Annotated in this window: 25 protein-coding genes and 1 pseudogene; 14 read left to right on the top strand and 12 right to left on the bottom strand. The window is 64.0% G+C overall.

What is annotated here, in order from left to right; genetic code table 11:
- Positions 1–26 precede the first annotated feature (26 nt).
- Both QQL28_RS15720 and QQL28_RS15725 read left to right on the top strand, forming a co-directional pair.
- Entirely contained in the window at positions 27–1,607 is a 1,581-nt protein-coding gene (locus QQL28_RS15720; RefSeq protein ID WP_284266764.1) for a Do family serine endopeptidase, read from the top strand.
- A gap of 255 nt (positions 1,608–1,862) precedes the next feature.
- On the top strand, positions 1,863–2,225 hold the full coding sequence (locus tag QQL28_RS15725; protein WP_284266766.1) for a hypothetical protein: 363 nt from the start codon (positions 1,863–1,865) through the stop codon (positions 2,223–2,225).
- Between the two features lie 86 nt (positions 2,226–2,311).
- On the opposite strand, the gene QQL28_RS15730 is transcribed toward QQL28_RS15725, so the two are convergent.
- Complete coding sequence (locus QQL28_RS15730) at positions 2,312–2,560, bottom strand: DUF6496 domain-containing protein (RefSeq protein WP_284266768.1); 249 nt, start codon at positions 2,558–2,560, stop codon at positions 2,312–2,314.
- Positions 2,561–2,623: 63 nt separating this feature from the next.
- Positions 2,624–2,818: a DUF3072 domain-containing protein gene (locus QQL28_RS15735; RefSeq protein ID WP_254097036.1), complete on the bottom strand. Its 195-nt coding sequence runs from the start codon at positions 2,816–2,818 to the stop codon at positions 2,624–2,626.
- A 115-nt stretch (positions 2,819–2,933) separates the two neighbouring features.
- Here QQL28_RS15735 and QQL28_RS15740 point away from each other — a divergent pair, with 115 nt between their 5' ends.
- The 3 genes from QQL28_RS15740 to QQL28_RS15750 are packed head-to-tail and all read left to right on the top strand — an operon-like array spanning position 2,934 to position 3,673.
- Positions 2,934–3,197, top strand: coding sequence for a hypothetical protein (locus QQL28_RS15740; protein WP_284266774.1), 264 nt, complete (start codon positions 2,934–2,936; stop codon positions 3,195–3,197).
- 15 nt (positions 3,198–3,212) lie between these two features.
- Entirely contained in the window at positions 3,213–3,437 is a 225-nt protein-coding gene (locus QQL28_RS15745; RefSeq protein ID WP_284266777.1) for a hypothetical protein, read from the top strand.
- 35 nt (positions 3,438–3,472) lie between these two features.
- On the top strand, positions 3,473–3,673 hold the full coding sequence (locus QQL28_RS15750; RefSeq protein WP_284266779.1) for a hypothetical protein: 201 nt from the start codon (positions 3,473–3,475) through the stop codon (positions 3,671–3,673).
- A gap of 73 nt (positions 3,674–3,746) precedes the next feature.
- Here the strand turns inward: QQL28_RS15750 and QQL28_RS15755 are convergent, their stop codons facing one another.
- The gene (locus QQL28_RS15755; protein WP_284266781.1) at positions 3,747–3,974 is read right to left on the bottom strand and encodes a hypothetical protein; all 228 of its coding nucleotides are present in this window, start codon (positions 3,972–3,974) and stop codon (positions 3,747–3,749) included.
- Between the two features lie 94 nt (positions 3,975–4,068).
- The gene (locus QQL28_RS15760) at positions 4,069–4,326 is read right to left on the bottom strand and encodes a hypothetical protein (RefSeq protein WP_284266783.1); all 258 of its coding nucleotides are present in this window, start codon (positions 4,324–4,326) and stop codon (positions 4,069–4,071) included.
- 161 nt (positions 4,327–4,487) lie between these two features.
- On the opposite strand from QQL28_RS15760, the gene QQL28_RS15765 reads away from it, so the two are divergent.
- Positions 4,488–4,709, top strand: a complete 222-nt coding sequence (locus QQL28_RS15765) for a hypothetical protein (protein WP_284266785.1) — start codon at positions 4,488–4,490, stop codon at positions 4,707–4,709.
- Here the strand turns inward: QQL28_RS15765 and QQL28_RS15770 are convergent.
- The 3 genes from QQL28_RS15770 to QQL28_RS15780 all read right to left on the bottom strand — a co-directional run bounded on the left by QQL28_RS15770 (position 4,706) and on the right by QQL28_RS15780 (position 13,370).
- Positions 4,706–6,193 carry an HWE histidine kinase domain-containing protein gene (locus tag QQL28_RS15770; protein WP_284266788.1) on the bottom strand — a complete coding sequence of 496 codons (1,488 nt, stop codon included), beginning with the start codon at positions 6,191–6,193 and terminating at the stop codon, positions 4,706–4,708. The genes QQL28_RS15765 and QQL28_RS15770 overlap by 4 nt on opposite strands.
- Positions 6,194–6,206: 13 nt before the next feature.
- Positions 6,207–12,491: a HAMP domain-containing protein gene (locus QQL28_RS15775; protein ID WP_284266790.1), complete on the bottom strand. Its 6,285-nt coding sequence runs from the start codon at positions 12,489–12,491 to the stop codon at positions 6,207–6,209.
- Between the two features lie 354 nt (positions 12,492–12,845).
- A complete protein-coding gene (locus tag QQL28_RS15780) occupies positions 12,846–13,370 on the bottom strand; it encodes a DUF4142 domain-containing protein (RefSeq protein WP_284266792.1) in 525 nt (174 codons plus the stop codon).
- A 98-nt stretch (positions 13,371–13,468) separates the two neighbouring features.
- Between QQL28_RS15780 and QQL28_RS15785 the strand changes: the two genes are divergently transcribed.
- The 3 genes from QQL28_RS15785 (at position 13,469) to QQL28_RS15795 (ending at position 14,232) form a co-directional block, all read left to right on the top strand.
- Positions 13,469–13,666: a hypothetical protein gene (locus QQL28_RS15785; protein ID WP_284266794.1), complete on the top strand. Its 198-nt coding sequence runs from the start codon at positions 13,469–13,471 to the stop codon at positions 13,664–13,666.
- Between the two features lie 121 nt (positions 13,667–13,787).
- The gene (locus tag QQL28_RS15790) at positions 13,788–13,922 is read left to right on the top strand and encodes a hypothetical protein (protein ID WP_284266796.1); all 135 of its coding nucleotides are present in this window, start codon (positions 13,788–13,790) and stop codon (positions 13,920–13,922) included.
- Between the two features lie 103 nt (positions 13,923–14,025).
- Complete coding sequence (locus tag QQL28_RS15795; RefSeq protein ID WP_284266798.1) at positions 14,026–14,232, top strand: hypothetical protein; 207 nt, start codon at positions 14,026–14,028, stop codon at positions 14,230–14,232.
- 141 nt (positions 14,233–14,373) lie between these two features.
- Here the strand turns inward: QQL28_RS15795 and QQL28_RS15800 are convergent, their stop codons facing one another.
- The 5 genes and pseudogenes from QQL28_RS15800 to QQL28_RS15820 all read right to left on the bottom strand — a co-directional run bounded on the left by QQL28_RS15800 (position 14,374) and on the right by QQL28_RS15820 (position 16,762).
- Positions 14,374–14,622 (bottom strand): hypothetical protein, encoded by a 249-nt coding sequence (locus QQL28_RS15800; protein ID WP_284266800.1) that lies wholly within the window; start codon positions 14,620–14,622, stop codon positions 14,374–14,376.
- Positions 14,623–15,147: 525 nt separating this feature from the next.
- Positions 15,148–15,574: pseudogene (locus tag QQL28_RS15805) on the bottom strand (hypothetical protein); the annotation flags it as partial.
- Positions 15,574–15,921, bottom strand: a complete 348-nt coding sequence (locus tag QQL28_RS15810) for a DUF3147 family protein (RefSeq protein WP_284266802.1) — start codon at positions 15,919–15,921, stop codon at positions 15,574–15,576. The pseudogene QQL28_RS15805 and the gene QQL28_RS15810, both read right to left, overlap by 1 nt.
- Complete coding sequence (locus QQL28_RS15815) at positions 15,918–16,301, bottom strand: phosphatase PAP2 family protein (protein WP_284266804.1); 384 nt, start codon at positions 16,299–16,301, stop codon at positions 15,918–15,920. The genes QQL28_RS15810 and QQL28_RS15815 overlap by 4 nt, the downstream gene beginning before the upstream one ends.
- Before the next feature lie 233 nt (positions 16,302–16,534).
- Complete coding sequence (locus QQL28_RS15820) at positions 16,535–16,762, bottom strand: hypothetical protein (RefSeq protein ID WP_284266806.1); 228 nt, start codon at positions 16,760–16,762, stop codon at positions 16,535–16,537.
- Between the two features lie 157 nt (positions 16,763–16,919).
- Between QQL28_RS15820 and QQL28_RS15825 the strand changes: the two genes are divergently transcribed.
- The 5 genes from QQL28_RS15825 (at position 16,920) to QQL28_RS15845 (ending at position 21,333) form a co-directional block, all read left to right on the top strand.
- Complete coding sequence (locus QQL28_RS15825; RefSeq protein WP_284266808.1) at positions 16,920–17,279, top strand: PRC-barrel domain-containing protein; 360 nt, start codon at positions 16,920–16,922, stop codon at positions 17,277–17,279.
- Between the two features lie 33 nt (positions 17,280–17,312).
- A complete protein-coding gene (locus QQL28_RS15830) occupies positions 17,313–17,471 on the top strand; it encodes a hypothetical protein (protein ID WP_284266810.1) in 159 nt (52 codons plus the stop codon).
- 297 nt (positions 17,472–17,768) lie between these two features.
- The gene (locus QQL28_RS15835) at positions 17,769–18,797 is read left to right on the top strand and encodes an HlyD family secretion protein (RefSeq protein ID WP_431309609.1); all 1,029 of its coding nucleotides are present in this window, start codon (positions 17,769–17,771) and stop codon (positions 18,795–18,797) included.
- Positions 18,794–20,407 carry a DHA2 family efflux MFS transporter permease subunit gene (locus tag QQL28_RS15840; RefSeq protein ID WP_284266814.1) on the top strand — a complete coding sequence of 538 codons (1,614 nt, stop codon included), beginning with the start codon at positions 18,794–18,796 and terminating at the stop codon, positions 20,405–20,407. The genes QQL28_RS15835 and QQL28_RS15840 overlap by 4 nt, the downstream gene beginning before the upstream one ends.
- A gap of 188 nt (positions 20,408–20,595) precedes the next feature.
- The gene (locus tag QQL28_RS15845) at positions 20,596–21,333 is read left to right on the top strand and encodes an SDR family oxidoreductase (protein WP_284266863.1); all 738 of its coding nucleotides are present in this window, start codon (positions 20,596–20,598) and stop codon (positions 21,331–21,333) included.
- Positions 21,334–21,348 lie beyond the last annotated feature (15 nt).

Raw genomic sequence — 21,348 nt, forward strand, 5'->3', positions numbered from 1 at the left:
TGCTCATCCAACATGGACATTTCGACATGAACGATCACGTTAATCCCGATTCCGCCAATCCACATGTCACCAAGCCGCGTGCGATCCTGAAACCCCGGCGCCTCGCGTTACTCGGCACCGTGGCCGCGCTCGGCGTCGCAGTGCTTGCCGCAGCCCCCGGCGGACATTCGCCGTTCGACGGCGCCTCCTTCACCTCGCCTGCGCTCGCCGCCGAAACGGCTCCGACTCCGCCTGGCTTTGCCGATCTGGTCACCAAGGTGAAGCCCGCCGTGATCTCGGTGCGCGTCAAGATCGACCAGGCCGATGACAAGAGCGCGATGCTCCAGCAGAACCGGATGGACTCGGATGAGGATTCGCCGTTCGGCCAGTTCCCGAAGGAGTTCGGCTTCCGCCTGCCGAAGGGCATGCAGCAAATGCCGAACGGGATGCCGCAGCGCCACCGCGTGATCACCGGCGAAGGCTCGGGCTTTTTCATCTCGCCCGACGGCTATGCCGTCACCAACAATCACGTCGTCGACCACGCCCAGTCCGTGCAGGTGACGGCGGACGACGGCACGATCTACACCGCCAAGGTCATCGGCACCGATCCGAAGACCGACCTTGCGCTGATCAAGGTCGACGGCAAGAAGGATTTTCCGTTCGTGAAATTCTCCGAGCAGCGCCCGCGGATCGGTGACTGGGTGGTTGCTGTCGGCAATCCGTTCGGCCTCGGCGGCACGGTGACGGCGGGCATCGTCTCGGCCAACGGCCGCGACATCGGCGCCGGCCCCTATGACGACTACATCCAGATCGACGCGCCCATCAACAAGGGCAATTCCGGCGGTCCGGCCTTCGACATGAACGGCAACGTGATCGGCGTGAACACCGCGATCTTCTCGCCGTCCGGCGGCTCGGTCGGCATCGGCTTCGACATTCCGGCCAACACCGCAAAGCTCGTCGTCGCCCAGCTCAAGGACAAGGGCTCGGTCACGCGTGGCTGGCTCGGAGTCCAGGTGCAGCCGGTGACGGCTGATATTGCCGACAGCCTCGGGCTGAAGGAAGCGAAGGGCGCGATCGTCGACACGCCGCAGGACAACAGCCCGGCGGCCAAGGCCGGCATTGAGGCGGGCGACGTCATCACCGCCGTCAACGGCACCGCCGTCAAGGACTCCCGCGATCTGGCCCGTACCATCGGCACGATGGCGCCGGGCAGCTCGGTGAAGCTCGACGTCTGGCACAAGGGCGAGAGCAAGACCGTGAGCGTGAACCTCGGCGAGCTCCCGAACGAGCGCCAGGCCAAGGCGAACGACAAGGCGAACGACAAGGCGGACGAAGGTCAGCCGAGCGCGGGTACGCCGCGTCTCGGCCTCAGCCTCGCACCGGCCGGCGACGTGCAGGGCGCGGGACAGAAGGGCGTCGTCGTGACCTCCGTTGATCCGGAAGGCCCGGCGGCAAGCCGCGGCATCCAGACCGGCGACGTCATCCTCAATGTCGGCGGCAAGGCCGTCGGCAGCATCGACGATGTCCGCGCCGAGCTGAAGCAGGCAAAATCCGCCGGCAAGCGCAGCGTGCTGTTGCAGGTGAAGAGCGCGGAGGCGACGAAGTTCGTCGCGGTGCCGCTGGCGTAAGTCAGGAAACAGCAACGACCAAAGGCGGCCTTCGGGCCGCCTTTTTCATCCGTCGGTAAGATTCCCTGAGGATAGCGATAACATTCGCGTTAACGGGAGCGTTGAGGACAGGCTTCAGCCCCAAAAACCGCACTAAGTTAGAGTGATCGCGAGTCGCGTCATGCGGCTCGGCGGGCGAGGGCGGTTTTCAAGGCGGAACTTCTGGTCGCATTGCCGCTTTGTGGAACCGGATCTCGTCAGGGATCGGTGCCAACGATGGATCGATTGAAGACCTTCAGCAAGGGCGCGTTGCTTTTCGCGTCGCTTGTGCTCTGCACTCAAAGTGCTCTGGGGCGCGACGACGGACGCTATACGGATTCGCCGCTCAAGCCATGGTTCGACAGCCTGCGCAGCCACCTCGGTCCATGTTGCTCAGATGCCGATGGTGTGGCTGTCGCCGACCCCGATTGGGAATCGTACGGGGGACACTATCGCGTGCGCATCGACGGTCAGTGGGTCGAGGTGCCCGATGAGGCTGTCATCACCGAGCCCAACCGGGCCGGGCGAACCATGGTGTGGCCGGTGAAGACAGCGTTCGGCATTTCGATCCGCTGCTTCATGCCCGGCACGATGATCTGAAGGCCAATATCCGAGGGCCAAGATCTGGGGGCGAAGCATCGACATTGGGTGGCGCACGAGAGATTCGCGCACCCCCGTATGTCGTCTCACCGGGCGCTCTTCTTGCTCGACTTCCTCTTCGAGCTCTTCCGCTTCGACGTCTTCTTCGGGACTTTCTTGCCCTTCTTGCGCGCCTTCGACAGACCGATCGCGATCGCTTGCTTGCGGCTCTTCACGCGTCCGCCACGTCCGCCACGACCGCTCTTGGCCGTGCCTTTCTTGTAGCGACGCATCTCACTTTCGACCTCCTTGCCGGCGCTTTTCGAATAGCGCCGTGTCTTTGCTTTGCGTGCCATCGCTGATCTCCCTGGCTGCGGAAGAACAGCGCCTGACACGCAATAGTTCCGGACCAGCTAACGTCAGAACGAATTGGCAAGCTCGATCTCGGCCTCCAGCGCCTGGATGCGCTTTGCTGCCTCGTCGAAGCTGAGATCCCGCGCATACTGGCCGGGCTGATAGGCCTCCTCGCTCAGTCGCCTTAGCCGCAGGACCTGGGCCCTGGTCATCTGCGCGGCGAGGAAATCCTTGGCGTCGTATTTACCTTCCACTCGCATTGCCACTCTCCATCCCTGAATCGTGACTTGACTATATGTTCCTATTTTGTTCTAACAAGCCATGGACAATAGAATTAATGAAATTCGTCGAAAAATCAGTGCGTTAAGGTCCGAGATGATCGACCTTGAGGCGTCGGTGCGCGACCTCATCAACCGCGATCGCGACTGCAGCGAAAGCGCGCTTCGATTGCTCGGATTGCGCCAGGACATGAAGCAGCTGATTGCCGACTGGAAGGCGGCCGGCGGTGGCGATCTCCTGCCCAATATCGGCGAGCGGGTGAGCCTCCGCGCGAACGTCAAGAACGATCCCAAGCCGAACAAGCAGAACGATCCCGAGCAGAACGGTTACAAGGCGGCCCGCATGGCCGTGCGCCGGTGAAGCCGGGGGCTCGCCGTGGCTGAGGACCCGGACGCGTACCGGATTCTGAAGCTGCGTGCCGAGATTCTCGAACTTGGGTCGGCCATCCGCCAGTTGCGGCGTGCGGGCCTTGACGATGCCGCGGCCCAGCTTTTGATCGCGCGCAAGCGCGCGAAGCTCGAAGCACTCGTGAAGTGCGAGCCGCAAAGCGCAGCCCAGGCTCAATCCGGCCTTAACATGCCTGACATCCGACGCAGTTAAGTCCGCCACGTCACGCGGCGTGCCGGAGCCTTGCGTTGTTGGACACCGAGACGACAGCCCTGCTGCGCGCGGTTCTTGATGAAGTCTGCGCGGATATCCCTGCATCCAAGACGGCCGCGCGCGAACGCGTCGCTGCGACGATTCTCGGGATGATCCGCACGGGCCACCGCTCGATCGACGATCTGCGCCGCGTCGGCCGCGATGCGCTCAACCGGGCGCCGACGATGTGGCGCTAGCTACGGGCGTCATGGTGGCACCTTCAATAAGAAAGCCCCGCGAAGGGCGGGGCTTTTTCGGGTGTGAACGCACTCACTTGCTGGGCATGCTGCCGGCCTGATTGGTGCCCGGGCCGACATTGCCCTGGCTCGATGGATTGGCTGCTCCTCCACCGCTCGACTTCATGTTCGCACCGGTCGTGGTCTGCGACGTGGTCGCGGACGAATGATGCTTCTTGTGAGATTTGGCTTGCGCGGCCAATGGCGCGGCCGCGAGGCCTGCTGCCACGATCATGGCAAAAGCGAGCTGGGTCTTCTTCATGCGCGGAACTCCCTTGAGTTAAATTGACGCAGGGAGCCAACAGCGATCGGACCTGGGAGTTCCAGCGCGCGTTACATGCGCCCTCAAGCGGGCTTCAAGATTCCTTGTCGTCCATCAGAACGAACACGGCGCCGGTGAGAGTTGCGCCGATCGCAAAGCTCGTCACGAGCGTGATGACGAATACAAGAATGGTCGGGCTTCCTCCAGCCCTGAGCAGCGCCGCAACGGCTGGATTGATGAGTACGAGCATGAGGCCGAAGATGAGCCCGAGGGCCGCGCCCATCATCGCCTGCGTCATCAGCGTGATGGCGCCTGCCGTCGAAACCAAGCGTGGCGATTTTCGCGTTCGCATTGCCGCCCTCGACAATCATCCTGAAAACGCGCCGGACCACCCGCGAGTTCCTCGAATGCCGTATCTTCCTGAACAAATATTCACAGTGCGCGATCTTCAGGTGGCGTTCATGCGAGGCGTGAGAAGATCGGGGCTGAAGCAACGACAAGGAAAGCTCGATCATGGGACAGGTGATCTTTCTGTATCGCTCCCTTGCCTATCGAGACGCGGCGGCGGAAATGCTGCGCAAGGCGCGCATGCTGCCGCGTGGCGCCGAGCAGCGCGCCGCGCGAAGCTATGCGATGGCTCTGCGCGATCTCGAGCGGAGCGAAGCCTGGCTCGAGGGGCGCATCGCGAATGCGCCGTTGCAGATGCAGGCGGTGAGGGTGCGCGTCCGGCGCTAGCCCGAGGCGCGCTGCAATTCGCCGGCGATAGCAGCGCCGAATTTTTCGACCGCCGGCAGCGTCGCCTTCCGCGTCAGCGGCACTTCGAGGCGGCACAGAAGGCCCTCGGCGCGCCAATCGAATTGCGCCTGCCCGCCGAGCTGGGACTCGACGCTCGCGAGCAGGCTCTTGGTGCCGAAGCCGCGCGCCTTCGGCTGCCTGACCAGCGGCCCGCCGGATTCCTCCCAGGTCAGCGCGAGCATCTCGCCATTCACTTCCCAACCGATCGCGAGTCGTCCCGACCGCGTCGACAGCGCGCCGTACTTGGCCGAATTGGTGAACAACTCGTGCAGCGCCAGCGCCAGCGTCTGCGCGGTGGCAGGCACGAGCTGCACTTCGGGACCCGACAGGCGGATCTGGCCGCCGAGCGAATAGGGCGCGAGCTCCTCCTCGATCAGCTTGTTGATCTCGGCACCCTGCCAGCTCGATAGCGACAGGATGGTGTGCACGCGCGCCAGCGCATTGATGCGTCCTTCGACGGCATTGACGTAGGTCTTGACGTCGTCGGCGCGGGTCAGCCGGACGATCGATTGCGCGAGCGCCAGGGCGTTCTTGGCACGGTGATCGACTTCACGGGCGAGCAGGTTCTGCCGTTCCTCGGCGCGCTTGCGCTCGGTGATGTCGACGGTGACGCCGCTTACCCGCACAACGCGACCATTTCCGTCCAGCGTCGCCGCCGCCGTGCCGACGCACCAGCGTACCTCGCCGTCCGGCCGCTGAACGCGGAATTCGGCTTCATAGGCGCGCGTGCCCGTGTTGAATTCGGCGATCGCCTTGCGGAACTGATCGACGTCATCGGGGTGCAGCAGCGCCTGCACGCTGGCCGAGGTGACGTTGAATGTCTCCGGGTTGACGCCGAAGATGCGATACTGGCCTTCGTCCCACATCCAGTCGCCGTTGATCCAGTCCCAATCCCAGGATCCCATCTTGCCGGCGGCGATCGCCATGCTGCGCCGCTGCTCGCTCTCGAGCAGCTTGGCGGTGGAACTTTCGAGCTCGGCAGTGCGTGCGCGAACGCGATCCTCCAGCTCCTGGTTCAGCCGCTCGAGCTCGCGCGTCTTGCGATAGAGCTCGGCGAACACCTTGATCTTGGCGCGCAGCACCTCCGGGACGACCGGCACCGGAACATAGTCGACAGCGCCCATCTCGTAGCCGCGCAGGCGATCGATGTCGGAGACCTGGATTGCCGAGATGAAGATCATCGCGATCTTCTGGAAGCGCGGATGATCGCGGATCATCGCCGCGAGCTCGAAGCCGTCGAGCTCGGGCATGCAGACGTCCACTAGGATCACCGCGATCTCGCTCTTCAGCAGGATCTCCAGCGCCTCGCGGCCGGAGGAGGCGATCACGAGGTTCTCGCCGAGATCCTTCAGGATCACCTCATAGGCGAGCAGCTTCGCCGGCTGGTCGTCGACGAGGAGAATGTTGACCTTTTCGTGGTCCATACCCGGATCCCACTCAGCGGTGCAGCCACATGCGGATCGCAAGCAGCAATTGATCGGTGTTGACGGGTTTGGCGAGATAGTCGGAAGCGCCCGCTTCCAGACATTTCTCCCGGTCGCCCTTCATCGCCTTCGCAGTCAGCGCGATGATCGGCAGGCGCAAAAAGGCCGGGTTCTCCCGGATCACGCCGATGGTCTGATAGCCGTCCATCTGCGGCATCATGATGTCCATCAGCACGATCGCGATTTCCGGATTGGACTCCACCAGCGTCACCGCCTCGCGGCCGGTCGTGGCGGTCAGCACCTTCATGCCGCGCCGTTCCAAGACGCTCGACAGCGCGAAGATGTTGCGGGCATCGTCGTCGACGAGTAGCGCGGTCTTGCCGATCAGATCCTCGTCGGAACTGTTCAGCTTCTCCAGCATGCGCTGCTTTTCGGTCGGCAGCTCGGTGATCACCCGGTGCAGGAATAGCGCGGTCTCGTCGAGCAGGCGTTCGGGTGACTCCACGCCCTTGACCACGATGCTGCGTGCCATGGTGTGGAGCTCGGCGTCCTCTTCGGCCGAGAGCTCTCGGCCGGTGAAGACCACGACCGGGATGTTCGACAGCGCCTCGTCGCTGCGGATCTGGTCCAGCACCTCGAAGCCGCTCATGTCCGGCAGACGCAGGTCCAGCACCACGCAGTCGTAGGGAGCTTCGCGCAGTGTCGAGAGCGCGCCGGCGCCGGTGTCGGTCGCCACGATCTCGATGTCGTCGTGATGCAGCAGCTCGCGGATCGAGAGCTGCTCCGCCTCGTTGTCCTCCACGATGAGGAGCCGCTTGCGCCGCGGCCTTGCATATTCCTTGATCTGGGTCAGCGCGGCGGCAACGCCTTCGGTCGTGGTCGGCTTGTTGACGAAGGAGAAGGCGCCGCGGGCGAGCGCGTGCTGGCGGTCCTCGTCGAGCGTGATGATCTGCACGGGGATGTGACGGGTCAGCGGATTGTGCTTGAGCTGGCTCAGCACCGTCCAGCCCAGCATGTCCGGCAGGAACACGTCGAGCGAAACCGCCGTCGGCTGGTATTGCTTGGCGAGCTCGAGGGCTTCAGCGCCGCGTGCGGCGACCAGCACCTTGAAACCCTTGTCGCGGGCAAGATCGACCAATACGCGAGCGTAATGCGGATCGTCCTCGACGATCAGCAGAATGGTGTCCCCGGGTTCGAGATTGAGCCGGTCGTCGGGCAGTTGCTCGATGACGCGCTCGGGCGCAGTCGCCTGGGCCTGGAGCGCCGGCGGCTGGTTGGCCGCGGGCGCCGCCCGGGGCGCGAGTGTCGGTCCAGAATATTTGAGCGGCAGGTACAGCGTGAAGGTGGAGCCCCTGCCGGTCGCGCTGCGCAGGTGGATCTCGCCGCCGAGCAGGCTTGCGAGTTCGCGGCTGATGGCGAGCCCAAGGCCGGTGCCGCCATATTTGCGGCTGGTGCCGGCGTCGGCCTGCTGGAAGGCCTCGAAGATCAGCTTCTGTTTCTCCAGGGGAATGCCGATACCGGTATCGGAAACCTCGAACGAGATCACTGCGGGCGCAGCGTTGAGCACGGGGTGATCCGGCGTCCAGCCGCCGAGCGCGCCGGCGACCTTCAGCCGCACGCCGCCTTCGGCCGTGAACTTGAAGGCGTTCGACAACAGGTTCTTCAACACCTGCTGCAGCCGCTTGGAGTCGGTGACGATGCTGCGGGCGAGGTTCGGATCGACCTCGATGTTGAAGGACAGGTCGCGGTTCTCGGCCTCGTGCCGGAACGGACGTCCGACGGTCTCCAGCAGGTTGGCGGTCAGGATCTCCTCGGCGTCGACCGTCACCGTGCCGGACTCGATCTTGGAAAGATCGAGAATGTCGCTGATCAGGTTCAACAGGTCAGTGCCGGCGCCGTGGATCGTGCGGGCGAACTCGACCTGCTTGGCCGAGAGATTACCATCCGGATTGTCGGTGAGCTGCTGGCCGAGGATCAGGATCGAATTCAGCGGCGTACGCAGTTCGTGGCTCATATTGGCGAGGAATTCGGACTTGTACTTCGATGTCAACGCGAGCTCGGTCGCCTTTTCCTCCAGCGCGCGGCGGGCCTGTTCGATCTCCTGGTTCTTGCGCTCGACTTCCACGTTGCGCTCCGCGAGCTGCTGCGCCTTCTGCTCGAGCTGATCGTTGGTCTGCTGCAATTCGCGCTGCTGGGCCTGGAGCTCACCCGCGAGCTGCTGCGACTGCTTGAGCAGGCCTTCGGTCTGCATCGTCGCCTCGATCGAGTTGAGCACGATGCCGATGGAGTCCGTCAGCTGCTCGAGGAAAGTCATTTGCGAGGTCGTGAACGAGGTAAGCGAGGCGAGCTCGATGACGGCCTTGACCTGGGCTTCGAACAGCACCGGCAGCACCACGAGGTTCTTGGGTACGACGCGCAGCAGGGCCGAATTGACCGGCACCACGTCGGTCGGGATGTCTGCGATCAGGCGCGGTCGCTTGTCCAGCGCACATTGCCCGGCGAGACCGTCACCGAATTGCAGCACCTGCGGATAGGGATAGGCGCCGTCGCCGGCATAGGAGGCAAGCAGGCGGAGCTGCGGGCTGTCCTCGTTCTCGATCTGGTAGATTACGCCGGTATGCGCGTTCACCAGCGGCGACAACTCGGTGAGCAGGAGACGGCCGACGGTGGTGAGGTCGCGCTGGCCCTGGAGCATGTTGGTGAATTTGGCAAGGTTCGTCTTCAGCCAATCCTGCTCGGTGTTCACGTCCGTCGTGAGACGCAGGTTGGTGATCATGGTGTTGATGTTGTCTTTCAACTCCGCGACCTCGCCGCGGGCATCGACCTGGATCGACCGGGTCAGGTCGCCCTTGGTGACGGCGGTCGCGACCTCCGCGATGGCGCGCACTTGCGAGGTGAGATTTGCCGCCAGCAGGTTGACGTTGCCGGTGAGGTCCTTCCAGGTGCCGGCGGCGCCCGGCACGTCCGCCTGGCCGCCAAGCCGGCCTTCGACGCCGACCTCGCGCGCCACGGACGTCACCTGATCGGCGAAGGTCGCGAGCGTCTCGGTCATGTTGTTGATGGTGTCGGCGAGTGCCGCGACCTCTCCCTTCGACTTCACCGTGAGGTTCTGCTTGAGGTCGCCGTTGGCGACCGCGGTCACGACCTTGACGATGCCGCGGACCTGCTCGGTGAGGTTCGCCGCCATGAAGTTCACGGTGTCGGTGAGGTCCTTCCAGGTGCCTGCGACGCCCGGCACCTGCGCCTGGCCGCCGAGCTCGCCTTCGGTGCCGACCTCGCGTGCAACGCGCGTCACTTCGCCGGCGAAGGCGTTGAGCTGGTCCACCATGGTGTTGATGGTGTTCTTCAGCTCGAGGATTTCGCCCTTCACATCGACGGTGATCTTGCGGGAGAGGTCGCCGCGCGCCACGGCGGTCGTGACTTCGGCGATGTTGCGCACCTGTGTGGTGAGGTTGGCGGCGAGCAAGTTGACGTTATCGGTGAGGTCCTTCCAGGTGCCGCCGACGCCGGGCACCACGGCCTGACCGCCGAGCCGCCCCTCGGTGCCGACCTCGCGCGCCACGCGCGTCACTTCGGCGGCGAACGAACGGAGCTGCTCGACCATCGTGTTGAGGGTGTCCTTGAGTAGCAGGATCTCGCCGCGGACGTCCACCGTGATCTTCTTGGAGAGGTCACCGCCCGCGATCGCGGTCGCCACCTCGGCAATGTTACGGACCTGCGCCGTCAGGTTCGAGGCCATGAAGTTGACGTTGTCCGTGAGGTCCTTCCAGGTGCCGGCGACTTCGGGCACTTGCGCCTGGCCGCCGAGCTTGCCTTCGGTGCCGACCTCGCGCGCGACGCGCGTCACTTCCGATGCGAAGGCATTGAGCTGGTCCACCATGGTGTTGATGGTGTTTTTCAACTCGAGGATTTCGCCGCGCACGTCGACGGTGATCTTGCGGGACAAGTCGCCGCGCGCCACGGCGGTCGTAACCTCGGCGATGTTGCGGACCTGGGCGGTGAGGTTGCCCGCCATCGAGTTCACGCTATCGGTGAGGTCCTTCCAGGTTCCGGCGACGCCGGGCACGTTGGCCTGGCCGCCGAGACGGCCTTCGGTGCCGACCTCGCGCGCCACGCGCGTCACCTCACCCGCGAAGCGGTTGAGCTGGTCGACCATCGTGTTCAGCGTGTCCTTGAGCTGAAGGATCTCGCCGCGCACGTCGACGGTGATTTTTCGCGACAGGTCGCCGCCGGCGATAGCGGTTGCGACTTCGGAGATGTTGCGGACCTGGGCGGTGAGGTTGCCCGCCATGGAGTTCACGCTATCGGTGAGGTCCTTCCAGGTTCCGGCGACGCCGGGCACCTCGGCCTGGCCGCCGAGCTTGCCTTCGGTGCCGACTTCGCGCGCCACACGCGTCACTTCTCCCGCGAAGGCGTTGAGCTGGTCGACCATGGTGTTGAGCGTTTCCTTGAGCTGAAGGATCTCGCCCGACACGTTCACGGTGATCTTCTTCGACAGGTCGCCCTTGGCCACAGCGGTCGCGACCTCGGCGATGTTGCGGACCTGGCCGGTCAGGTTCGAGGCCATTGAGTTGACCGAGTCGGTCAGGTCCTTCCAGGTGCCGGCGACGCCCCGCACCTGGGCCTGACCGCCGAGCTTGCCTTCGGTGCCGACCTCGCGCGCCACGCGCGTCACTTCTCCGGCGAAGGCGTTGAGCTGGTCCACCATGGTGTTGATGGTGTCCTTCAGCTCCAGGATCTCGCCGCGTACGTCCACGGTGATCTTCTTCGAGAGATCGCCGCCTGCGACGGCCGTCGTCACCTCGGCAATGTTGCGAACCTGCGCGGTCAGGTTCGATGCCATCGAGTTGACGCTCTCCGTCAGGTCCTTCCAGGTGCCGGCGACGCCGAGCACGTTGGCCTGGCCGCCGAGCCGTCCTTCGGTGCCGACCTCGCGCGCCACGCGCGTCACTTCGCCGGCAAAGGCGTTGAGCTGGTCGACCATGGTGTTGAGCGTTTCCTTGAGCTGAAGGATCTCGCCCGACACGTTCACCGTGATCTTCTTGGAGAGGTCGCCGCTCGCGATCGCGGTCGCGACGTCGGCGATGTTGCGGACCTGCGCCGTCAGGTTCGAGGCCATGAAGTTGACGTTGTCGGTGAGGTCCTTCCAGGTGCCGGCCACACCAGGCACTTGCGCCTGGCCGCCCAGCTTGCCTTCGGTGCCGACCTCGCGCGCGACGCGGGTCACTTCAGAAGCAAACGAGTTGAGCTGGTCCACCATGGTGTTGATGGTGTCCTTCAGCTCGAGGATTTCGCCGCGGACGTCCACCGTGATCTTGCGGGACAGGTCGCCGCGCGCCACCGCCGTGGTCACGTTGGCGATGTTGCGAACCTGTGCGGTCAGGTTGCCGCACATCGCATTGACGGAGTCGGTGAGGTCCTTCCAGGTGCCGGCGACACCGGGCACGATGGCCTGGCCACCGAGCTTGCCGTCGGTGCCGACCTCGCGCGCCACGCGCGTCACCTCCGAGGCGAAGGAGCGGAGCTGGTCCACCATCGTGTTGATGGCTTCCTTGAGCTGCAGGATCTCGCCGCGGACGTCGACCGTGATCTTCTTGGACAAGTCGCCATTGGCCACCGCGATCGTCACCTCGGCGATGTTGCGCACCTGGTTGGTCAGGTTGTTCGCCATCGAGTTGACGCTCTCGGTCAAATCCTTCCAGACGCCGGTCACTTCCGGCACCTGGGCCTGGCCGCCGAGCTTGCCCTCGGTGCCGACCTCGCGCGCCACGCGCGTCACCTCGGAGGTGAACACGCCGAGCTGCTTGATCATGGTGTTGACGATGGTCGCCGACTGCAGGAATTCGCCGCGCAAGGGGCGGCCGTCGACGTCGAGCTTGACGGTCTGCAGCAGGTCGCCTTGCGCAACGGCTGCGACCGCGCGCGTCACCTCGCGCGTCGGCCACAGGAGATCGTCGATCAGCGTGTTGACCGAGCCTTCCATGTCGGCCCATGAGCCGGAGGCCAGGCCAAACTTCACGCGCTGGCGCGTCTTGCCTTCGCGCCCGACCACCTGGCCGACGAGCTCGAGTTGCTGCGCCATGCGCTGGTTGGCGGCGATGATCTCGTTGAAGGTGTCGGCGATCTTGCCATCGATGCCGAGATAGTCGCCGCTCATGCGCACCGAGAAATCGCCGCTGCGCATAGCCTGTAGCGCGAGCAGCAACTCCTGTCGGGAGTCGGCTTCCGGGCTGCCATTCGCCTTTCGTTTGGGGACGCGACGACCAGACTGAACCGGTCCGGGATCGAGGTCGCTCATATCATTCCCCCCGCAGGTGCGTCGCCGAATCCAAAGCAAATACGCAGCGTTGCAAATAGAACGTCGGCGCAATTCCAAATCAAGCTCCAACATTGGAGCAGGAAAAACTGGAACCTGCCTCGCTCAGCCCGGTGAAGCTAACGCGCGTCTGGGAACAGGGTTCCAACCGGGGTCAGGAATATTTTCTTGTGGCTTTTCCCGGTGTTCCGCGCGCAGGAACGGCCTAGGCGACGGTTCGGCTCGGAAACGCAGCGTCTCGGTTAGCCTGCAAAGCCGAACGAGCCTGTTAGGAAAATCGTAACCCTGATCGCCGGTGTGCCGAGAGCGAGCAGCATCAACCCGAACGGTGAGCGCCTACTTGTCGGCCATCGTGCGCGCGGCGTCCTTGAGCTGCGATCGCAGGATCGGCAATTGTTCGCGCGCGAAGGCTCTGAGCGCCTCATTGTCGGGCGCTCGCAGATAGCGCTCGAGCAGGGCGATGGTCTCTTCATATTCGGCGACCTGCGCCGCGTAGAATCGCCTGACATAAGCGGGCCCTTCGGAATCGTCAGGGCCGGCGAGTGCGGCGCCCGCTGTCGAGGTCTTGCGAGCGTTCAGCTCCGCGCCGATCGCTTGCTGGATCTGCTTCAGCGCCTTGTCGCGCCTGGCTGCATCCTCGGCGCGCGAGATCGCGAGGGTCTTGACCTCGTGATTGCCCCTAAGATCGGCGCTCTCGAGCAGGCCCTGCTGGAATCGCCCGAACGCATAGAGACCGCTGATGACGTCGGTTGCCGTCGGCGTGCGCGCGGACTCGTGCCCTGCCCATGTTCGCTCGCCGCTATTGTCGGCGAGTGCGGCAGTGCTCGTGAACAACAGGACAGTGGCGACTATCATCCGCATGAACCGTCAATGGCGGGCTTAAGCCGAAGTTCCCCCGCGACATTACGATCCGGTAAGGCGCCGTTGCGGATCGCTGAATTGTCCCCCACCTGTTCCGCATGAAGCAATCGGATATCTTCAGGGAAAATGCAGAGAACTGCCTGCATCTTGCCGAGCGGGCCGAAGGGCAACCCACCTACAAGCGCTACCAGCGGATGGCGGAAGCCTGGACGGCGCTCGCGGAGGAGCAGGATTGGCTCGATGGCGAAATCCCGCCAGTCGCCGAACGCATGCCGCAAAAGAAGCCGAAATCATAGCCGCTCTCGCGTTCGTGAGTCCTCGTGTGAGACTGCTCACTGACGATGCGCGACCAACTGACGATGATCCGGGGAAAGTCGGTACGAACCGCGTTTGTTCATTTCCAGCAGGAGGATTGTAATGGCTCCCCGTCTGGTACTGTTCGCCCTCATCATGGCGTTTGGCCTTTCCGCGACCTTCGCGACCCTGACGACGCTGCGGCAGGTCCATCTGGCGCATTCGTCGCCGACCGCCGCGCAGCATGCGCGCGGCTAAGCGCGCACCGCTTCCGTTCCGCTATCCCCGCTTGGCGCGCCGGAACCATTGCCGTTGCGGCGCGTAAGCGTCTTGAAGAGAAACGAAAGCGGAAAGCACGATCATGACGTATTCCAACCACGGCATCGTTCGCGACAAGCGCGCCGAAGATCAGCCGAGCGACAAGCAGCGCGCGCAGACTGTTCACAAGTCCGGCGCGAAAGGCTCGCCCTCGAGGGAGGCGACGCGCGATCCCGCGCTGAACGATGCAAGCAAGACGCCCGGCTCGGGCATGACGCCGGATGAATCAGGCACACCGCCCACCGGCTGAGATTCACGCAAGGAACGAATTCACCTTCGCCGCGTAGACGGATTGCTTTCGGCTTCATACCCCCGGTGGGCCGCAAGCAATCTCCAAGGCCGGCCCTGGCACCCCGTGCCGGGGCCGTTTGTTTTTCTGATCCCAATCGAATCAGTCTTCGGCGTTGCCATTCGGAAGATCAGGGGTGTGCCCCTCGGGGCCGCGGCCGAACACGCCGAAGTCGCTCGACTTGACGCCCGCCTTGGCGTCGAGGCCGACACTCGCAAGACCGAGCTTGAGAATTTCGCGCACCGCTGCGGCACGCGTCGGCATGCGGTGACGGAAGCGGAAATCGTCGACGGCCGCCAGTTCTTCAGGTGAGAGCATGACTTGCAGTCGCTCTGCGCGGAGATCACTCATCACAAGCCACCCAAAGTTAGCAAGTTGAGTAGTTTGCTCAACGAACCAAGTCGATGCGGGTTCCGCGGAGTCAGTGAAAATTGCCAAGTGAGTAAATTACCATGAAAAATCAATAGGTTGCATTGAACTTAGGGGCAGGGTGCGCGTTCTCCTGCTGATTGGAGAGCGTCATGACAGATCAAGTCAGATTGCCGCGCAAGCTTTCCGAGGAGCCGGGCGCGCCGGAGCCGCGGAGGCCGAGCCATCAGAAGGTCATTGAGCAACTCGAACGCTGGGCCAACAGCCCGGGCCTGCAACCACCGAGAGTCCCCGATGCGGAAACGATCTGAGCCCCACACATTCGAGCAACGGCTCGAACAGCAAAGACTTCGACTCGAAGAAGAGCTTGCAAGAACGCCGGTCGGACGGCTGCGCGATCTGATCGCAGCCCGGATCGAGCAGCTTCAGACCGCGGCCGAGATGAACGAGTTTCTGACGATGCGGCAACAGCCGGTTCGCTGACGTGCGGTCTTGCCAACGTCGAAGGCGCACGATGCGCAGCTTGCGACGCAGCCACCACATCGACACCGCGACGGTTCCCCAAGCGAGCAGTGCGCTCGCGAAGGCGCCGGTGATGCTTGCGGGAACGACGAGGCAGAACGCGGCCGCAAAGGCGATCAGGCCGACGCTGCCGAGGCCCGCGCCTGCGGCGTCGAGCGCTGCCGCCTCTCGGCCACGCCTTTCACCGCTGAGCCCGGCCTTCTCTTTCGTGCGGCGCTCATGCCGTTCGATCAGCGTGGCGCTGGCACAGAAGATCGCGGGCAGCGCGAGGAACAGGCCCCCCACCGACGTGCCGAATTCCTTGCCGATGAAAACCGGCCAGGACGGTTGCGCCGCCACCGAGAATAAGGCGGATAAGATATTCGTACCAATGCGTCTGCTTCAGGGACGACGCCGACAGCTTGACGGGCATCACGTAGAGCCTCCGAAGCTCGCCAGCAGGCCCAGGGCGACCGCGAGCCAGACGACGAAGGAGACGATCGTCGCGGACAGCGCCGCCATGTGCCATCGCATCAGCAATTGGCACACGACGAAGCTGTAGCAGGCGAGCGCAACTGCGCCATAGATCATGGTCCAGCTTTCGGCCGCGGCGTAAGTGGGGCCATGCTGGGCGACGGCAATGCCGAGCGTTGCCAGCGCGACCGAGGGCGCGGCGCCCAACAGGCCGGCAAAGCTCTTGGGCCGGAGCATGTCGCTCAGGATCGCGAAGGCGGACACGATCAGGCCGCCCGCGATGAAGCGTATTACGTATTCGCTCACGGCCGTCTTCGCGCGCGGCGCCTTCCAAGCCCGCGTGGCCTCATGATCCGCTCAACGGCGGCACCGAGCGCAAAGCCCACCACCACGTCGCTCGCCCAATGTGCCAGCAGGACGATGCGCGTCAGCGACAGTCCGATCGCAACCGCGCGCACGGCGCGACGCGGGCCGCGTGGCAGCAGGTCGGCCGCGGAGGCTATGGCCCCCATGTGAACGGCATGTCCCGACGGAAAGGCGTCGCGCGATTTTCCCGAGATCGGAATGCCGCGCCGGTCAGGCCTCGTCTGGTCGAAGATCGATTTCAGGATATGCGGAAGAACTGCCGTTATGAGTGACACAGCGAGCGCATGGTTGGCGATTGGCCGTGCCGTGGGGCGCCGCATCTGCGCATAGACTCGTCAGCGCCCCATGTCAGCGCCTCGGCGGCCTCCTCCATGCCGGGGTTGGCATGAGCTGCGATTTCGTCGGCGATCGCCGTGTCGATTCCGGTCGGCCTGACTGTTACGAGTGCCATCCTTGCCGGACGTCGGGGATACCGCGGCGTGCCCGATGCGGTCGCCGCGCTGGTGTTGCATGGCGACCAACATCCGATTTGAGCGCCCGTTCCAATGCTGCGCTAGTCGGCGGGATTGCGGCCGGTCCGCGGATTGAGCGGTTTGGTCGGCGCCCGACGCAACCTTTCGGGCAGGAACGGCTCGCCGGCCTGCGCACTTGGCATCGCGCGCACGTCGGCGTAGCGCTGCGCCCGCTCATGCGGAGTCTCGTTGTTGTTGATCTGTCGCTTCACATCGACGCCGCCGACGGGATCGTTGACGCCATGCTGGATATCGCGAAAGTCGCTCATGGTGATCCTCATCCCTCGCCTAATCTAGTGGGATAGGGGAGAACCGTTGCTGTCAAGCCTGGTTCCCGACGATGCGCGGAACACGAGCCGCGCGCGCCGGAACGATCGTTTCGCGGCTTGGTTGATCCGCAAAGCGAGTCTCAATGGAGATTTCACCATGATGGATCAAAGCGAAACAGGCACGCTGATCGGCAGCGACAAGGTCGAGGGGACCTCGGTCTATGGCGTCGACCACAGCAAGATCGGTTCGATCGAGCGCGTCATGATCGACAAGAAGAGCGGCAGGGTTTCCTACGCCGTGCTCGGCTTTGGCGGATTCCTCGGGCTAGGCAACGATCACTATCCGCTGCCCTGGCAGTCGCTGAAATACGATACCGACCTCGGCGGCTATGTCACCGGTATCACTGCGAAGGAACTGCGTAATGCCCCGCACTATGGCGAGGCCGCCGAGTGGAACTGGAGCGACGACGCCAAGGTCCGGGCGCTGAATGCCTATTACGGCGTGCCGATCGTCTAGAGCATCCGTCGCGCCATCGAGCAGGAGTTTCCGATGAGCAAAGAAAAGCCCACGGACGATCCCCGTCAGCAAAACGACTGGGGATCGCATGCCCAGACGGATAAGCCCTGGAAGGGTAATCCGGAAAAGGAACAGAGGTCGGGCGAGGCGAAGCCCGATCTGGAAAAGTGGCACGAGACAAAGACGCATTGAGGTGTGTGATTGCCGAGTGCGCAGCCACGCACTCCGACGTCATCGCCCGGCTTGACCCGGCGATCCAGTATTCCAGAAGCAGTCGTGGCTTCGCAGAGAGGCTGCGGCATACTGGATGCCCCGGTCAAGTCGGAGCATGACAGCGTTGGAATTTCCAACTGATTGAGGACTCAAACCGTGGATGCAAAAACACGGGAGCGTGGGCCGTCCGCGGAGCAGCCGTCGCTGCCGAAATCCAGGGATGACCCCGACAAGACCCAACAAGCTCCGTCGCCAGCGACGAGCACGACGCCGTCGTTGCGCTACCGCCTGCGGGAGCACCGGCTGCTCGCGAGCGCGGGGGCGCTCGTCCTGATCACCGTGCTCTTGGCCGGCCTCGTCTATTGGCTGAGCATCCGCCACTATGAATCGACCGACGATGCCTTCGTCGCCGCGCGCAGCTTTTCGGTGGCCTCGAAGGTCGCGGGCTACGTCGCCGACGTCCCCGTCACGGACAACCAGCACGTCAAGGCTGGCGATCTGCTGGCTCGGATCGACGAGCGCGACTATCGGATTGCTCTCAACCAGTCCGAGGCGCAGGTCGCAGCGTCGCAGGCGAATATCGGCAACGTCGAGGCCCAGATCGAGTCGCAGAAGGAGCAGATCAACCAGGCCAAGGCCCAGCTCGATCAGGCCCAGGCGCAGCTCAAATTTGCGCAGGAAGAGGACGCGCGGGCGCAGGACCTGGTCCAGAAAGGCGCCGGCACCGTCCAGCGCGCGCAGCAGACGCACTCCGACCTTCAGGCGCAGCAGGCCAACACCGAGCGTGCGAAGACCGCGGTCACCGGCGCCGAACTCGGCATCAAGACGCTTGAGGCGCAGCTCGAAGGTGCGAAGGCGCAAGCGAAGCAGTCCGAGGCGCAGCGCGATCAGGCCAGCCTGAACGTCGACTACACCAGCGTGCTCGCCGCGCAGCCGGGGCGCGTCGTCAAGCTTAGCGGTGCAAAGGGCACGTACGTCACGCCGGGGCAGAGCCTGATGATGTTCGTACCCGATGATGTCTGGATCGTCGCGAACTACAAGGAGACGGAGCTCAAGGACATGCGGCCCGGCCAGCTGGTCGAGATCCGCGTCGACGCCTATCCCGACCGTAAGCTCACCGGTCGCGTGGCGTCGGTGCAGCCGGGTTCCGGTACGGCATTCAGCCTGCTGCCGGCGGAGAACGCGACCGGCAATTACGTCAAGGTGGTGCAGCGCGTGCCCGTGAAGATCGTGGTCGATAGCTGGCCAGCCGATCTGCCGGTGGGTCCGGGCATGTCGGTCGTGCCCTGGACGAAGGTGCGATGACGGACATCGCGCAAGGCAGCGCAGGCGGCTGGTCGCCGGAACGCTCCGCGGCGGGCGGACACAATCCCTATCTGATCGCCTTCGTGGTCTCCATCGCCACTTTCATGGAGGTGCTCGACACCACCATTGCCAACGTCTCGCTGCGCCACATCGCCGGCGGGCTCGCCGTCGGCCTCGACGAGAGCACCTATGTCATCACGAGCTATCTCGTCGCCAACGCCATCGTGCTGTCGATCTCCGGCTGGCTCTCGACCGTGATCGGCCGCAAGCGCTTCTACATGATGTGCGTTGCGACCTTCTCGGTGGCATCGCTGCTCTGCGGCTTCGCCTGGAGTCTGGAGGCCCTGGTGCTGTTCCGCATCCTCCAGGGTCTCGGCGGCGGCGGCATGGCGACCAGCGAGCAGGCGATCCTTGCGGACTCCTTTCCGCCGCACAAGCGCGGTCAGGCGTTCGCGATCTATGGCGTCGCCGTCGTGGTCGCGCCGGTGATCGGCCCGACGCTCGGCGGCTGGATCACCGATACCTATTCCTGGCACTGGGTGTTCCTGATCAACGTGCCGATGGGTCTGATCTCGCTGTTCCTGGTCGGCACGCTGGTCAAGGAGCCGTCGAGTGCGGAAGAGGAGAGGGCGAAGCTCCTGAAGAGAGGCCTTCGCCTCGACTATGTCGGCTTCATCCTGGTCGCGATCGGCCTGGGCTCGCTCGAATTCGTACTCGATGAGGGCCAGCGCAATGATTGGTTCGGATCGACCATGATCGTTGCCTTTGCGTGTCTCGCAGCGTTCTGCCTGCTCGCGCTGATCCCGTGGGAATTGGCGCGCGAGGATCCCATCGTCGACATCCGCCTGCTCGGCCGGCGGCAGTTCGGCGCCTGCTTCGTGGTGATGCTGGGCACCGGTGCGGTGCTGATCTCGACGACGCAGCTCATTCCGCAGCTCTTGCAGACCGAGCTGAGCTACACCGCGATGCTTGCGGGCCTTGCCTTGTCGCCCGGCGGCGTCGCCACGCTCATTCTGATGCCTGTCGTCGGGCGCCTCATCGGCATTGTGCAGCCGAAATATCTGATCATGACCGGTGCGGCCATCTGTGCGGTTGCGATGTGGCACCTCACCGGGCTCAACGGTGACATCACCTACGGCTACGCGGCGATGGCGCGCATCCTGCTTGCGCTCGGGCTGCCCTTCCTGTTCCTGCCGGTGACGACCGCATCTTACGACGGCGTGCCGCAGGACAAGACCAACCAGGCCTCTGCGCTGATCAACGTTGCGCGCAATATCGGCGGTTCGATGGGCGTTGCGCTGGCCCAGACCATCCTCGCCCAGCGCCAGCAATTCCACCAGAACCGGCTGATCGAGCATCTCGCGCCGTCCGATCTCGGCTATCAGCAGAGCGTGGATGCGGTGACGCGGTTCTTTCAGGCGCAGGGCTCGAGCGCGTCGGATGCGGCGTCGCAGGCGATCGCCTGGGTCGGCAAGACCTTGCAGCAGCAGGTGGACTTCCTCGCCTATATCGACGTGTTCTGGACGCTGGCGATCATCGCCGCGCTGATGGTCCCCATCGCCGCCATCCTTCGCCCGATCGACCTGCACGCGCCGGCCCGCGGGCATTGATTGCTCTCGCAAGGTCCAACGATTTCCAAGAAAAGTCTGAAAAAGGAACTTATATGAAAGATCAAGATATTTCAAACTAAACCATAGCCCGCAATGCGAGAGTTTGACAGTTCTATTTTAGAACTATAGGTTCGGCCTCAATATTCCAACGGCCGCGCCGCGGCGCGGCCTCACAGGAGGAGGCGACCTTGTCCAAGCGAAACGCCACGGCTGCGGTCATCGGCGCCGGCGACTATATCGGCTCCGAAATCGCCAAGAAGTTCGCATCGGAAGGCTTCACCGTATTCGCCGGACGCCGCAACGGTGACAAGCTCGCGCCGCTCGTTCGCGACATCGAAGCGGCCGGCGGCGAAATCCATGCCCGCTCGCTCGATGCGCGCAAGGAGGAGGAGATCATCTCCTTCCTGGAAGACTCGGACAAGCACGCGCCGCTTCAGGTCTGCATCTTCAACGTCGGCGCCAACGTCAATTTTCCGATCCTCGACACCACCGAGCGCGTGTTCCGGAAAGTCTGGGAGATGGCCTGCTATTCCGGCTTCCTGGCGGGGCGTGAGGCGGCGCGGCTGATGTTGCCGCGTGGCGGCGGCAACATCTTCTTCACCGGAGCGACCGCGTCCTTGCGCGGCGGCAGCGGCTATGCGGCGTTTGCCAGCGCCAAGTTCGGCCTGCGCGCGGTCGCCCAGGCGATGGCGCGCGAGCTCGGTCCGAAGAACATCCATGTCGCGCACCTCATCATCGATTCCGGTGTCGACACGGCTTGGGTGCGCGAGCGCCGAGAGCAGCTCTGGGGCAAGGAGGCGCTCGACAATCCCGACCTCCTGATGCCGCCGGCCTCCGTCGCGGAATCCTATTGGCAGCTCTACCAGCAGCCCAAGAGCGCCTGGACCTTCGAGATGGAGATCCGCCCCTTCGGAGAGAAATGGTGACCGCGGCGCAGGACT

The sequence above is a fragment of the Bradyrhizobium iriomotense genome (genome assembly GCF_030160715.1).
In the GTDB taxonomy this organism is placed as follows: Bacteria; Pseudomonadota; Alphaproteobacteria; order Rhizobiales; family Xanthobacteraceae; genus Bradyrhizobium; species Bradyrhizobium iriomotense.